A 14,861-nucleotide genomic window follows, 5' to 3' on the forward strand; every position below is an offset into this window, starting at 1 on the left:
TGCAAAATAATTATATGAACATACATCAAATTGATACGCTCGGTAAATTGCGAGCATCTGGCTACAGTCCCCAATCGATCAAAGAAGAAATTCGCAACAACCTAATACAAAAACTTCAAAATCGAGAGCCAGTTTTCAAAGGAATCATTGGTTTTGAGAATACAGTAGTGCCTGATATAGAGCGAGCGTTGTTATCTCGACACAACATGATTTTGCTGGGTTTGCGGGGTCAAGCAAAAACACGTATTGCTCGTTTGATGGTCAAATTATTGGATGAGTATGTTCCTGTGGTAAAAGGAGCAGCTCTCAACGATGACCCACTTCGTCCTATTTCTCGTTTCGCCAAAGATTTAATTAGCGAGCATGGAGATGACACACCTGTTACTTGGATGCACCGAAATGACCGCTATACCGAAAAGTTGGCAACGCCGGATGTAAGTGTAGCGGATTTAATTGGTGATGTTGACCCTATCAAGGCTGCAACCATGAAACTACCCTATTCTGATGAAAGGGTAATCCACTTTGGCTTAGTGCCTCGCTCGCACAGAGGTATTTTTGTTATCAATGAACTTCCTGACCTTCAGGCTCGTATTCAAGTATCTCTCTTCAATATTCTTCAAGAAGGTGACATACAGATTAGAGGTTTCAAAGTGCGGATGCCTTTGGATATTCAATTTGTATTTACTGCCAATCCCGAAGATTACACCAATCGAGGAAGTATTGTAACGCCATTGAAGGATAGAATCGAAAGTCAAATTTTGACGCATTATCCTGCGGACATTAAAATTTCGAGAAGAATAACAGAACAAGAGGCAAAACTTTCGAGTAATCAACGTGAAAAGATTGGCTTCAATGATACTGCATTGGATATGATTGAGCAAATTTCTTTTGAAGCTCGAAAAAGTGAATATGTGGATGCTAAAAGTGGAGTTTCGGCTCGGTTGACGATTTCGGCTCGTGAAAATTTGGCAAGTTCGGCAGAACGCAGAATGTTGCTGAACAGTGAAAAAAAGACACATGTAAGAGTAGGTGATTTTTGGGGTGTCGTGCCTTCAATTACTGGTAAAATAGAATTGGTCTATGAAGGGGAACAAGAAGGCCCTTTTATTGTGGCTCAAAATCTCATCGGCAAAGCGATTCGAACCATGTTTGTCGAACATTTTCCTGATCCTGAATCCTTCAAAAAGAGTAAAAAACCGAACCCATATCGTCGAATTATTGATTGGTTTGGCAGTGGTCACGAAATTGACATGATGAATGACTTACCAAATGAAGCCTATGCCCGAATGTTGTACAGCATTCCTGGTTTGATTGAAGTGGTGAAACAGTACCATCGAGATGCTTCTAAAGATGAGAAATTATTTTTGATGGAATTTTTATTGCACGGATTAGCGGAATATTCTCAATTGAATAAATCTTTGGTACAATCGGGATTTCAGTTTAAGGATTTGTTCAACAGTATGTTCAATCTTTCGAGTTTTGAAGATAATTATGATGAGGAGGATGAAGACGATGATAATTTTTAGTTAAAGACCTACTGCAAAATCTTCTAACCACCATTTACTATGAACTCAACGATAGCCTTATTAACTGATTTTGGAACAAAAGATGCCTATGTAGGAATGATGAAAGGTGTCATAACAAGCATGAATCCAGATGTACAAGTGCTGGATATTACACATGAAATCCGCCCTCAGCAAGTAGGAGAAGCTGCGTTTATTTTGTGGAGTGCCTATCGTTATTTTCCCGAGAAAACTATCTTCGTGGGGGTCGTTGATCCGACAGTAGGCAGCGAGCGAAAAATCGTGGTGGTCAAAACGCCACACCATACCTTCGTTGCGCCCGACAATGGTTTATTGGATTTGGTGTTGGCTGAGAATGAGGTATATCATGCTGTTTCTGTCACCAATTCTAAATATTTTTTAAAACATATTAGTCCTACTTTTCATGGAAGAGATATCTTTGCTCCCATTGCAGCACATCTATCAACAGGTGTTGCACCTGCTGCATTGGGTAACAGCATCAATTTGCAACACAATCATTCTCCTTTTATTCACGTGACCAAATCCGAAAAATACGCAGGTAAAGTAATTTATATAGACCACTTCGGCAATTTGATTACCAATATTCGTGTTTTGCGTCCATTGCATTTATCGATTCAATTGTTAGAACATCGTTTGGATTCTTTGAAACGCACTTATGCTGATGTCGAACAGGGAACGCCTTTGTGTTTGATTGGGAGCAGTGGGTTGTTGGAAATTTCGGTGAGAAATGGCAATGCACAAAACTATTTTGGAGCATATTATGGCGTAGGAGTAGAGGTTATTCCGATGATTGAGTGATTTTGTAAACCAACCATTACACATCATTCTTCACCATACAATTCTACGCAATCACCCGAACCATTTACTTCACTGAATGGTTATCCTCCAAGAAAAGACAATTCATTTAAAAAAGAACGTATAGATTGTATGCAATTCATAAAACAACTTCTGCCTCTATTCATCATCGCTCTACTTTTTACGAGCTGCAATGATGCAGCACAAGAGAATATAACCAAAAAGATTGCTGAAAATGCAGTTGATAACTCCCAAGTAGCAGAAAACCCTAAATTGAACGACACCCAAAAAAAGAATATATTGTTTTTTGGAGATAGTTTGACCGCAGGTTACGGATTGGAAGATGAACTGGCGATGGCTTATCCTCAAATCATTCAAGAAAAAATAGATTCTTTAGCCTTGCCTTACCGAGTTATCAATGCAGGTTTGAGCGGAGAAACCACTGCAACGGGCGCCAATCGAATTGGTTGGGTATTGAAGCAAAAAGTAGATATTTTTGTGTTGGAACTGGGCGGAAATGATGCTTTGCGTGGAGTCAAGCCTGATGAAACACACAAAAATTTGCAGGTTATTTTGGATAAAGTCAAAGAAAAATATCCTGATGCAAAGGTTATAGTAGCTGGAATGGAAGCCCCGCCAAGCATGGGTAGTATTTACACCACTGAATTTCGAGCTGTATTCAAAGATATTGCTGACAACAACGAGGTCGTACTTATTCCGTTTTTGTTAGAGAAAGTGGGCGGCATAGCTGAACTAAATCAGCCAGATGGCATTCACCCAACCGAAAAAGGACATCGCTTAGTTGCCGAAACAGTGTGGCAATATGTAGCTCCTATCTTGAAGGGAGCGTAATCTAATTGTCGCTATCGGGAGATTTGTACAAAAAAATATACAGGTATATCCAAAATTCAAAAGAAAACCAAGATGGAATAAACTTCAATTTCAAAATCGATAGAAGTTGATAAAAACTTCAAAATGAACTATCTGTTTTATAGATTTTTTGAGCTACCTCTGTAATTGCTTGATGTTTAATACGTATTTATTTTTTACCTTGATTAGTGTTTAAACATTAATTTGCAATTATTGACTTTTGGCATATTATTTGTCTTAGTATTGTCATAAATTAATACTACTAACCTAACAACCATAATCACTATCTCCCTTATAGACTCACATCCCTTGAAAGTTTTGTTTATCACTATGCTTAATAATTGATTAGTAAAAGCCACTACTATTTTTCAATGAAAAATAGTATTTACTAAGAAAAACAATCTGAATATTTGGATTAGCCACAGCCAAGTATAAAAAAAAAGTGTGTTTATTACATTAACATTTAGAACATGAAACTATCAAGTAATCAATTTGTGAAATTGCTGTTTGTCAAGCATTATGACTTTTTATTCTTCAAATTTTTAGAAGATTTCAACGTTTATTCTCCTCCTCTATAGACCCTCTATACCTGTTGTTTCCCCTTACATTTTAAGTTCATTCAAGCATCTATCTTATTTTCTTGTGAGTGTAGGTTAAGCCTCTACATATTTACAAGTCAAATAAATATTATTTTTTACATAATGTTTATTTATTGTTTATTGAAGTTAGTATGACTTTTAATATATAAGAGTTATAAAATGCTAATTTGAGTAAACAGTCATATACTTTTTCTATCATATTTTCAAATATTGCATAAAATGCTAACTGTATGTATTGCTTATTGCGGTATGCGTGCAGTATTAAAATTAACAAGCCATGAGTTATTTTCGATTATTAAATAGGCTAGTTGTGTGCCTATTGCTGACGTTGTGTGTTTTAGAATTATCTGCTCAAAAAGTAGAAGAAATATACTGTGAGGGTAAAATTTTCTTAAAGCTAAAATCTACCTCTCAAGTAGAGTTACCTGCTATCAATAGCAAATCTGATGTCAATGCATATCCTTACTTCAAAGATTTGCTTCAAAAATTCAAAGCTTACAAACTGTTTAGACCTTATAAAAACCTCAAATCAAGTACTTTTCAAAACTTATATCAAATTGAATTTGAGGAAGATAAACAAATTGAAGCATTTATAAGAGATTTGAAAAAACAAGATATGGTCGATTATGTTGAGCCAATTCCTATGGACTATGTATTGGCTGAACCCAACGATCAATACGAAGGACAACAATGGTATTTGAGTAAAATGCAAGTATTTGAAGCTTGGGATATTACTAGTGGTTCTAATGACGTTGTGGTCGCAATTGTAGATGATGCTATAAAAGTAACCCATGAAGATTTGAAAGATAACATTTGGGTAAATGAAGGAGAAATTCCTGACAATGGAATAGATGATGATGGAAATGGTTATATAGATGATTACAAAGGATGGGATGCAGCAGACAATGATAATAACCCTAGTCCGCCAATAGGTTCTCCCTATCTCCGACATGGTACACACGTTACTGGAATTGCAGCAGCTAGAACCAATAATAATTTAGGAGTTGCCTCTATTGGCAATGGAATCAAAATTCTACCCATCAAAGCTACGGAAGATGCTCAAGCAACCAGCGCACAAATAACACATGGATGGGAGGGAATAAGTTATGCGATTTCGATGGGTGTAGATGTCATCAATCTATCCTGGGGGAGTAAGGCATCTTCCGAAACCTATCAAAATATGATTAACGAAGCACATAACCAAGGAATTATTATTGTAGCAGCAGCAGGAAACAATAATGACAGCAAGAAAATCTATCCTGCAGCTTACAATCATGTTTTGGCAGTGGCTAGTACAGATTTTGCAGACAAAAAATTGACATCTTCTACTTACGGTGACTGGATTGACGTATCCGCACCAGGCGGAACCATTATCAGCACTGGAAGCATCTCAAATGATGCATATGAAATCAATAGCGGCACTTCAATGTCTGCTCCAATGGTGACAGGCTTATTAGGACTGATGAAATCTTATGACAAAACAATTGCTGCAGATGATATAGTTGCTTGTTTATTAGCCAATACCGATCCTATTTTAGATTCACAATTTGCGACTTCAATGGGAACAGGACGTATCAATGCCTATGAAACCCTTAATTGTTTATTGTCAGTTAATTGTAGTGTACCAGAATCACCTTCAACCGATCAACTTAGCCCTACAACTGCCTTATTGAGTTGGAGAAATGAAGGAAGTTCATCCTACAAAATTGCCTACAAATTAGAAACTGCTTCTAATTGGATTTACACCAATGCCACTGCATCTGTCTTTTACCTTCAAAATTTGCAGCCCAACAAAACGTATGTAGTCAAAGTAGCTTCTTTTTGTGGAGACAATCTAAGCGATTATAGTCCTGCAAGCAGTTTCACTACAAAATCTATTCAGTGTATGCCTCCGACAGGTATCAATCTTAAAGTCATTTCTTCAAAGCAAGTACGAGTAGGTTGGTCTTTAGAGGACAATAAATATGTAGAAAGTTACAAACTTCGCTATAAAAAGAAAGCGAGCAATACTTGGAAATCATTGACAACAGTTGAAATCCCTGTATTCATTGATAATTTGGAAGAAGAGCAATCATATGAACTTCAAGTTGCCTGCAATTGCTTTGGCAAGCAAAGCGAGTATTCAGCAACGGTTGGTTTTTTTACCAAAAGTGCTTATCAGATAAATACAGAAGATAAACCAACAATCGCAGGTGAGAAAGAAGAAATAGAACAAATAGAAGCCTATGTACCAGGTTTGCAAGCGTTTCCAAATCCTTCAAATGGCCAATTATTTGTAGAATATTTGGAGGAAAAAGCTACACAAGTCAATCTAAATGTTTATGATTTATTGGGACGATTGGTAAGTTCTCAAAACTTGCCAGTTGAAGAAGGACTGAATAGGTTTGAGTTAGACTTAAGCACTCAGCCAAAGGGTAGATATATTGTGGAATTGGCAGGAACAAATCAGCCATTGAAGCAGTCTATAATAATCTACTGATTTTGCGAAAATGTTGAAGTAATAAAATAAACTTTTGGCCTAATTTGTTTGAAGGACGGGATTAAAAACCCACATTTCTAACAAATTAGGCTTTTTCAATTTAGCAAATAGGTGTTTTGGAACTGTAGAATACGATTTTTGGGGAATTATTTAGGATTGAACAGCAACATTTAACTATTTTTACATTCAACAGATTCAATCTACAAACAGACAATTCATGCGTATTCTCATAGCACCAGATAAATTCAAAGATGCCCTTGATGCAGTTGACGTTGCACAGGCGATTGCAGATGGACTTCAACTACAAGACAAAGACATAGACTACCATTTATTTCCATTAGCGGATGGCGGTGAAGGAACCTCCAAAATTTTGACCTACCACACACAAGGAACACTACACAACCTCGAAGTAACTGATCCTTTATTGCGCCCAATTGAAGCGAGTTATGGTATATCTGGAGATGGAAAAACTGCATTTATCGAAATGGCTGCCGCATCAGGATTACATCTTTTGATGCCTTCTGAAAGAAATTGTTATTACACAAGTAGCTATGGTACAGGTGAGCTGATACTAGATGCTTTAGAGCAAGAAGTTGAACACATTATTTTAGGCATTGGAGGCAGTGCTACCAATGATGCGGGAATTGGTATGGCAAACGCTTTGGGGTATCGCTTTTTGGATAAATACAACATGGAACTTGCCCCTATTGGAGAAAGTTTGGAACACATTGCCAAAATTGATGCTACCAATCTCAAAGCATACCTAGACAATACCCGTTTTACCTTTGCCTACGATGTCGACTGTCCTCTTTATGGTCCACGAGGTGCAGCATATATGTATGGTCGTCAAAAAGGAGCGAGTTTTGACCAAATAGAATCCTTAGATTTGGGCTTAGAAAATTTTGCCAGAATCGCTAAATGGAATTACCGCAAGGATGTAGAAAACATAGAAGGAGCAGGAGCCGCAGGTGGAATGGGAGCAGGGGCTTATTTTTTCCTCAATGCTGAGCCACGAAAAGGTACAGAATTGGTTATGGAAATCACTGACTTCAAAGAACAACTACTCCATACAGAACTCATCATTACAGGCGAAGGCAAAATAGATGCCCAAACGCTTCAAGGTAAAGTGGTCAAAGGAATATGTGATACTGCAAAAGTTCTCAACATTCCTGTTATCGCCTTGTGCGGCACATTGGATGCAAATCCTGAGGTGATGGAAAAACTTGTGGGTTTAACCTATGCCATATCTATTTCCAATCGCCCAAACTCACTATCCGATGCCTTGAAAAGTACGAAGCAAGATCTCACTCTTGCCGCCTATAATTTGCTGCGATTCATGCAATTGACGCTTTGACCAAAGTGAAACCTTCAAAATAATCCAACCCAAATTGATGTTTCATTTACTCTAAACCAATGTGTTTTGAATTTGAGTTTGTACTTGAATTTTGAAGTTTTCCCTAATGATTCGCCTTTTTATTGACTGCCGCCAAAGCCACGGTTTTTTCAATTCGCCGTTGTCGAGTAGCAGCTTGTTTTGCACTTTTTATCCACCACAATATATTTTTTTTAGAAGAATCACTAAACTTTTCAAAGAATTGTTGTGCCACTAGATTTTCACTCAAAGCATTTGACAAATCCTCAGGAATCACCAAGTTTTCAATCTCATCATAGATAGTCCAATGTCCATTTTTTTTTGCTACTTCAATGGCTTTTAAACCTTTATCCATCATTTTGTCTTCTTTTATCAAAGCTGCAACCCGTATTTTATTAAGACGTGACCATACACTTTTAGGTTTTCGAGGTGTAAACATTTGCATATACCGATCATCGTCTAACTTGTTCGGCTTGCTATCAATCCAACCAAAGCACAGTGCTTCCTCCACTGCCTCATTATAAGGCACTGTTGGTTGATTGGTGTGCACTTTATAGTAAATCAGCCAAACACCTTTTTCAGTTTGGTGATTTTCAGCCAACCATTTTCGCCATGCTTTGCGATTGGGGGCATAGAATTGTGTAAATATTTGCATAATTTTGAAGTAAAATGGAGAGAAAATAAATTCAAGTAGCTAATTTCTAACTATTTCCATTTTATTACAACCTATTTCAAATCTTTTTCTTTAATAATTTTTCAATTTGAAACAATCAGACCTTATACAAGATTGGCGAGACCGCAAAACTGCAAACAAAAAAAAACTTCGAACATTCACAGGCAATCTTCGCCGCAAAAAAGGCAAAAAACTCGATGAATTAGGAGATGAACTGCACGAAAAAGTCTTTCGAGAAATTGACTGTTTGGATTGTGCCAATTGCTGCACCAGTATTCCGCCAATGTTGTTGCGAGCAGACATTACCCGTATTTCCAAATATTTGGGTATGAAACCATCACAATTTGAAGCTGAATATTTGGTAATAGATGAAGACGGAGATGTTGTGATGAATAGTACGCCTTGCCCTTTTTTAGAATCGGACAATAAGTGTTTCATTTACGAACACCGCCCCAAAGCTTGTCGCAAATACCCACATACTGACCAACTGGAATTTTCCCAAAACCTACACCTACACGCCACCAATGCCAACCATTGCCCCGCAGTATTTCACATTTTGGAGCGAATGATGGCTGAATAAAATAAAAAATATCAATAGGAACTGTCATACTGAATTCATGTGTTTTTTTCGTATTTTTAGGGATTAATTACATTGCAATTACATCATTTTATCATACATGAAATTTATCCAATTTTTAATATCTTTAATATTGACAATTGCGCTGGTGTATGCGCTCAATTACCCCGTGACAGCATTTCCGATAGTCGGTGAAAAACTGCAAGAAACACCAGCTAGTAGATTACCTGCATTGGGACAATTCATCAACCCATTTGTAGGATTTTGGCAAAATGGTGAAACCGAAAAACCGAATATTGCCAAGAATATTCACCATCCCAGTCTTCAATCTCCAGTTGAAGTAGTCTATGATAAACGACTGGTTCCGCATATTTTCGCCGAAAACGAACATGATTTGTATTTTGCACAAGGATACATTACAGCACAACTTCGATTGTGGCAAATGGATTTTCAATCAAGAGCTGCCGCAGGGCGATTGTCCGAAATTATTGGTACACCGACTTTGAATTACGACAAAGAACAAAGGCGAATAGGGATGGGCTTCGCTGCCGAAAAAGTAGTACAAAACATTAAAGCAGACGCTACTTCAATGGCTGCCGCACAAGCATATTTGGATGGAGTCAATGCCTATATAGAGAAATTGAGTTACCGAAATTTACCCTTAGAATTCAAACTCATGAGTTATTGGCCCGAAAAATGGACGATAGAAAGCCTAGCAAATCTATACACCTATATGGCAAAAGATTTGTCTTTTCGAGAGCGAGATATTGAAATGACCAATGCTCTAAAACTGTTTGGAAGAGAAGATTTCCAAATCATGTATCCAGATTTTCCAAAAGGAATTGACCCTATCATACCCAACAATACAGATTGGAATTTTGAAGCTACAAAAATAGATACTATAAGTGTAGATGCTTCATCTACCAACTTCAACAATGAAGAGCAAGCCTTACTACATCCTTCACTTCTCACCAAACCCGATCCAGACAATGGTAGCAACAATTGGGTGGTAAGTGGTAGCAAAACAAAATCGGGAAACCCCATACTTTGTAATGATCCACATTTGGGTTTGAACCTGCCTTCTATATGGCTTGAATTTCAATTACAAACGCCCGAAATGAATGTATATGGCGTTTGCCTTCCAGGTTCTCCCGGCATTGTGATTGGCTTCAATGAAAACATTGCATGGGGAGTGACAAATGGTGGACACGATGTAGCCGATTGGTACAAAATTGTCTTCAAAGACGATGCTACGAAAGCCGAATACAAATTTGATGGAGAATGGCGAAAAACTACCCAGCGCATTGAAGAAATAAAAATCAAAGGCGGAAATGTGGTCAATGATACGGTCATTTATACACATATTGGACCAGTTAGCTATCAAGACGAAACCAACCCCAAACACAATATGGCATTGCATTGGAAGGCACATGAGGGGTCTAATGAGTTCAAAACCTTCTATTTGTTAAACAAAGCAAAAAATTACGACGATTACAATGACGCATTGAAGACCTACGAATGTCCTGCCCAAAATTTTGCATTTGCGGCTAAAGACGGAACGATAGCTATGTGGCATCAGGGAAAATTCCCACTCTTAAAACTAGGTCAGGGAAAAAGAGTGCAAGATGGAACAAAATCTTCTGAACAGTGGCAAGGGTATATACCAAGAGAACACAATCCGCACGTAATCAATCCATCAAGAGGATTTGTGAGTTCTGCCAATCAACATCCTGCGGGAATTGATTATCCCTATTATTACAGCGGAAATTTTGAATTTTATAGAAATAGAAGGTTGAACCAACAACTGACAATGCTCAAAGACATTGAAGTAGAAGACATGAAAGCCCTTCAAAATGACAACTACAATTTGAAGGCAGCCGAGTTGTTGCCTGTGGTTTTGAGCTATTTAAGTGATTCTACAATGAGTGAAAAAGAAAAATTGTCTTACAATTTGCTCAAAGAATGGAATTATGAAAATACGGTTGAGCAACTCGCTCCTTCAATTTTTGAAGAACTTTGGAATCAATTGTTTATCTTAATTTGGGATGAAGTAGAAGCAGCCGAAATTGCTAAAACACCAATGGAATATCCACAAGCCTACCCCACTATTCAACTTTATACTACCCAACCCAATCACAAACTATTGGATATCAAAGCAACACCCGAAAAGGAAAATGCTGCAATGTTGGCGCAAAAAGCATTTTCGGCAGCAGTGACCGAACTCGATCTTTGGCAAGTAAAAAATGTAAAAGAATATACTTGGGGAAACTTCAAAGGTACTGCCATCACCCACTTAGCCAAGATTCCGACCTTTAGTATGCAGGGTTTGGCTACGAATGGTAACCGTGGAATTTTGAATGCAACAAGCGAAAGACATGGCCCTTCTTGGCGAATGGTTGTAGAATTGGGGGACTCTATACAGGCTTGGGGTGTTTATCCTGGCGGTCAATCGGGAAATCCTGGTAGCCCGTATTACACCAATTTTGTCAAAACATGGGTTGATGGCGAATATTATCCGCTTTGGTTCATGAAAAACGCTACGGATGAAAGTGGTGGAGTATTGTTGAAGCAGTCTTTCGGTAAATGATTTAGAATCAAGACAAAAGATTAAAGACAGACTACAAAAGTTCTTAAAACTTTTGTGGTCTGTCGTTTTATTTAGAAGTAGCTGAAAACCAGAGACTCAAGACAAAAGAACAAAATCTAAAAAAATACAATCCCATGTCACGCTACGTTTATGGTGTCGATTTCGGAACAAGCAACTCCGCATTGGCCATTTTTGACAAACAAACCAATCAAATTGTTCACTCCTTTATAGACGCGTCCATTTTGCACTTCCCTTTTCCGCAAGAATACAAAGGGGAGTACATGGTTGGCAAGGAAGGATTGCAGAAGTTTTTGCGAAATTCGATGAGAGGACGGCTAATGCGTTCCATCAAATCAGCCCTACCGAATGCTTCCTTTACCCAAACAACCATCTATCAAGTCGACTACCAATTAGAAGATTTGGTCGCACTCATCCTGCAATCTCTGAAGGAAAAAGCCGATGATTTTGTAGGCGAAAACGTGACAACTGCCATCTTTGGGCGGCCTGTGGTTTTTGACGAAAAACCTGCAAGAGATACTTTGGCACAAGAACGTTTACAGAAAGCTGCAAAGATTGCAGGTTTTCAACAGGTTCATTTTCAGTACGAACCCATTGCAGCGGCTTTCACTTATGAACGTCAACTTCAATCTCCTGAAATGGTTTTGGTAGCAGATTTGGGAGGTGGTACTTCCGATTTTACCTTGATGCAGTTGAATCCTGCAAAAATCAATCAAACCGATCGAAGCTCGGATATGATTGCCAAAGGAGGTGTGCATATTGGTGGGGATGATTTGGATGCAGAGGTGATGTGGCGAAAATTGGTGCGGTATTTTGGTTATGGACTGCAATACCAATCCATGAACAAAATGCTGGAAGTGCCGAGTCATTATTTTCGTCGTTTGTGTGCTTGGCAAGACCTCAACTACTTCAAAAGCGAAAAAGTGCGCAAGGAATTGGATGACTTTTTTTATGCCACGAATTACAGCAGTGAATTCAACCGACTGATTACACTCGTTGAGCGAAACTTGGGCTACTCGGTTCTACAAGCCATTGAAAATGCAAAGATTGCACTATCAAGCGAAGCCGAAACAACGATTGATTTTGACCAAGCCCACATCGAAATTCACCAAAAAATCACCCGTTCGGAATTCAATCAGTTCGTACACAAAGACATGCAGCAGATTGACGACTACTTGGATGTCTTTTTGGAAGATGCTTTTGTGGAAGCATCGGATGTGGACAGCGTGTTTATGACAGGCGGAAGTTCGCTTGTGCCTATAGTGCGAGAATTATTTGCTAAACGGTTTGGAGAAAAAGCTATTCGGTCAGGCGATAGCTTCAATAGTGTGGCATTTGGATTGGCATATAGTTCGGTGTTGTTTTGAGTTTTTATTCCGCCAACTCCACAATCAAATCTTCTTCCATTCTCAAATTATTTATGATAAACTGCTGACGATCAGGAGTGTTTTTGCCCATGTAGTAATCCAAAATATTTTCAATAGAAGCATCTGGACTCATAATCACAGGTTCAAGACGAATGTCTTCACCAATAAAATTGCCAAATTCGTCAGGCGAAATCTCTCCCAAACCTTTGAAGCGAGTAATTTCTGGTTTGCCACGAAGTTTCTGAACAGCAGCCCTTTTTTCGGTTTCATCGTAGCAGTAAATCGTTTGTTGTTTATCCCTTACCCGAAACAAGGGGGTTTCTAAAATATACACATGACCATTTCGTACCACTTCAGGAAAGAATTGGAGGAAAAAGGTCAGCAGCAATAAGCGAATGTGCATACCATCGACATCGGCATCCGTAGCCACCACAATTTTTTGGTAGCGCAAACCATCTATGCCATCTTCAATGTTGAGGGCGTGCTGCAAAAGGTTGAATTCTTCATTTTGGTAAACTACTTTCTTTGTACTTCCATAGCAGTTCAAGGGTTTTCCACGGAGACTAAAAACCGCTTGGGTTTCAACATCTCTTGCTTTGGTAATAGAACCACTTGCAGAATCTCCTTCGGTGATAAATAGAGTGGAATTGTAGGATTTATCATCGTCTTTTTTGTCATTGAGATGAAAACGGCAGTCTCGCAATTTCTTGTTGTGAAGGTTGGCAGTTTTGGCGCGTTTTTTTGCCAATTTTTTTACCCCTGCAATTTCTTTGCGTTCTCTTTCCGATTGTTGGATACGTTTTGATAGTTCATCGGCCACTTCTTTGTTTTTGTGGAGGAAATTGTCGAGTTTTTCCTTCAAAAAATCATTGATAAAAGTACGCACTGTTGGCCCATCAGGACTCATGTTTTGTGAACCAAGTTTGGTTTTGGTTTGCGACTCAAAAATAGGATCTTCTACCCGTACACTGATTGCCCCAATCAATGCCTGTCGAATGTCTGCTACATCGAAACTTTTGCCATAAAAATCTCGAATCGTTTTGACAATTGCTTCTCTGAAATAGGATAAATGCGTGCCTCCCAAGGGAGTATATTGACCGTTTACAAAAGAATAGTATTCTTCCCCATACGCATTGCCGTGTGTGAGGGCTACTTCAATGTCATCATCTTTGAGGTGAATAATAGGATAGCGCAGTTCGGTTCCATTGGTTTTGCTACTTAATAAATCAAGCAATCCATTTTTGGAATAATACCGCTGACCATTGAAGAAAATGCTCAAGCCCGAATTGAGGTAGGCATAGTTTTTTACCTGATTTTCGAGATGTTCAGGTATGAATTTGAAGTGTTTAAAAATGGTGAGATCAGGTTCAAAAAGGACATACGTGCCATTTTGTTCATCGGTATCTTGTATGCGGTGGTCTTTTACAATGTTGCCCTGTTTAAATTCTGCAATCTTTTTTTTACCATCTCTTACTGACTCAACACGAAAGTAGTGAGAAAGTGCATTGACCGCTTTTGTTCCGACTCCATTCAACCCTACGGATTTTTTGAAGGCTTTGGAATCGTATTTACCGCCTGTGTTGATTTTCGAAACACAGTCAATCACTTTTCCCAATGGAATCCCACGCCCGTAATCTCGCACCATCACCCGTTTATCTGATACATGCACTTCTACTTTTTTGCCAAATCCCATTACATATTCATCTATGGCATTGTCAATGATTTCTTTGATGAGAATGTAAATACCATCATCTTGTGCAGAGCCATCTCCTAATTTACCAATATACATTCCAGGACGCAGTCGAATGTGTTGTTTCCAATCAAGTGATTTTATGTTATCTTCAGTATATGTTGTTACAGACATTTCTTTATGGTTTTTTACAATTATTTTAGCAAAAATACTAAAAATAATGGAATTTTGGAAATTTTTGTTTTGAAATCCAAACGCAAAAGTAATCAATGAATGAAACTTAAAATGAA

Annotated in this window: 10 protein-coding genes; 8 read left to right on the forward strand and 2 right to left on the reverse strand. The window is 38.2% G+C overall.

Annotation, left to right across the window (positions count from 1 at the left end; all coding sequences use genetic code 11):
- The first annotated feature begins 14 nt into the window (after positions 1 to 14).
- From R3E32_01220 to R3E32_01240, 5 genes are all read left to right on the forward strand, one after another.
- The gene (locus tag R3E32_01220) at positions 15 to 1,526 is read left to right on the forward strand and encodes a sigma 54-interacting transcriptional regulator (protein MEZ4883325.1); all 1,512 of its coding nucleotides are present in this window, start codon (positions 15 to 17) and stop codon (positions 1,524 to 1,526) included.
- A gap of 39 nt (positions 1,527 to 1,565) precedes the next feature.
- On the forward strand, positions 1,566 to 2,342 hold the full coding sequence (locus R3E32_01225; protein MEZ4883326.1) for an SAM-dependent chlorinase/fluorinase: 777 nt from the start codon (positions 1,566 to 1,568) through the stop codon (positions 2,340 to 2,342).
- Positions 2,343 to 2,471: 129 nt separating this feature from the next.
- On the forward strand, positions 2,472 to 3,191 hold the full coding sequence (locus tag R3E32_01230; protein MEZ4883327.1) for an arylesterase: 720 nt from the start codon (positions 2,472 to 2,474) through the stop codon (positions 3,189 to 3,191).
- An 894-nt stretch (positions 3,192 to 4,085) separates the two neighbouring features.
- Positions 4,086 to 6,287 (forward strand): S8 family serine peptidase, encoded by a 2,202-nt coding sequence (locus tag R3E32_01235; protein ID MEZ4883328.1) that lies wholly within the window; start codon positions 4,086 to 4,088, stop codon positions 6,285 to 6,287.
- A gap of 217 nt (positions 6,288 to 6,504) precedes the next feature.
- Complete coding sequence (locus tag R3E32_01240) at positions 6,505 to 7,641, forward strand: glycerate kinase (protein ID MEZ4883329.1); 1,137 nt, start codon at positions 6,505 to 6,507, stop codon at positions 7,639 to 7,641.
- 103 nt (positions 7,642 to 7,744) lie between these two features.
- Here the strand turns inward: R3E32_01240 and R3E32_01245 are convergent, their stop codons facing one another.
- On the reverse strand, positions 7,745 to 8,314 hold the full coding sequence (locus tag R3E32_01245; GenBank protein ID MEZ4883330.1) for a YdeI/OmpD-associated family protein: 570 nt from the start codon (positions 8,312 to 8,314) through the stop codon (positions 7,745 to 7,747).
- A gap of 106 nt (positions 8,315 to 8,420) precedes the next feature.
- On the opposite strand from R3E32_01245, the gene R3E32_01250 reads away from it, so the two are divergent.
- From R3E32_01250 to R3E32_01260, 3 genes are all read left to right on the forward strand, one after another.
- On the forward strand, positions 8,421 to 8,912 hold the full coding sequence (locus R3E32_01250; GenBank protein ID MEZ4883331.1) for a YkgJ family cysteine cluster protein: 492 nt from the start codon (positions 8,421 to 8,423) through the stop codon (positions 8,910 to 8,912).
- 97 nt (positions 8,913 to 9,009) lie between these two features.
- Entirely contained in the window at positions 9,010 to 11,496 is a 2,487-nt protein-coding gene (locus tag R3E32_01255) for a penicillin acylase family protein (protein MEZ4883332.1), read from the forward strand.
- Between the two features lie 134 nt (positions 11,497 to 11,630).
- The gene (locus R3E32_01260) at positions 11,631 to 12,881 is read left to right on the forward strand and encodes an Hsp70 family protein (protein ID MEZ4883333.1); all 1,251 of its coding nucleotides are present in this window, start codon (positions 11,631 to 11,633) and stop codon (positions 12,879 to 12,881) included.
- Positions 12,882 to 12,885: 4 nt separating this feature from the next.
- Here the strand turns inward: R3E32_01260 and R3E32_01265 are convergent, their stop codons facing one another.
- On the reverse strand, positions 12,886 to 14,745 hold the full coding sequence (locus R3E32_01265) for a DNA topoisomerase IV subunit B (protein ID MEZ4883334.1): 1,860 nt from the start codon (positions 14,743 to 14,745) through the stop codon (positions 12,886 to 12,888).
- Positions 14,746 to 14,861 lie beyond the last annotated feature (116 nt).

The organism is Chitinophagales bacterium (assembly GCA_041392475.1).
Lineage (GTDB): Bacteria > Bacteroidota > Bacteroidia > Chitinophagales > UBA2359 > JAUHXA01.

Excerpts from the sequence above, each read along its gene's own strand:
- R3E32_01230 (MEZ4883327.1), top strand. The coding sequence starts at position 2,472 with ATGCAATTCATAAAACAACTTCTGCCTCTATTCATCATCGCTCTACTT.
- R3E32_01260 (MEZ4883333.1), top strand. The coding sequence starts at position 11,631 with ATGTCACGCTACGTTTATGGTGTCGATTTCGGAACAAGCAACTCCGCA.
- R3E32_01220 (MEZ4883325.1), top strand. The coding sequence starts at position 15 with ATGAACATACATCAAATTGATACGCTCGGTAAATTGCGAGCATCTGGC.
- R3E32_01235 (MEZ4883328.1), top strand. The coding sequence starts at position 4,086 with ATGAGTTATTTTCGATTATTAAATAGGCTAGTTGTGTGCCTATTGCTG.
- R3E32_01255 (MEZ4883332.1), top strand. The coding sequence starts at position 9,010 with ATGAAATTTATCCAATTTTTAATATCTTTAATATTGACAATTGCGCTG.
- R3E32_01245 (MEZ4883330.1), bottom strand. The coding sequence starts at position 8,314 with ATGCAAATATTTACACAATTCTATGCCCCCAATCGCAAAGCATGGCGA.
- R3E32_01240 (MEZ4883329.1), top strand. The coding sequence starts at position 6,505 with ATGCGTATTCTCATAGCACCAGATAAATTCAAAGATGCCCTTGATGCA.
- R3E32_01265 (MEZ4883334.1), bottom strand. The coding sequence starts at position 14,745 with ATGTCTGTAACAACATATACTGAAGATAACATAAAATCACTTGATTGG.
- R3E32_01225 (MEZ4883326.1), top strand. The coding sequence starts at position 1,566 with ATGAACTCAACGATAGCCTTATTAACTGATTTTGGAACAAAAGATGCC.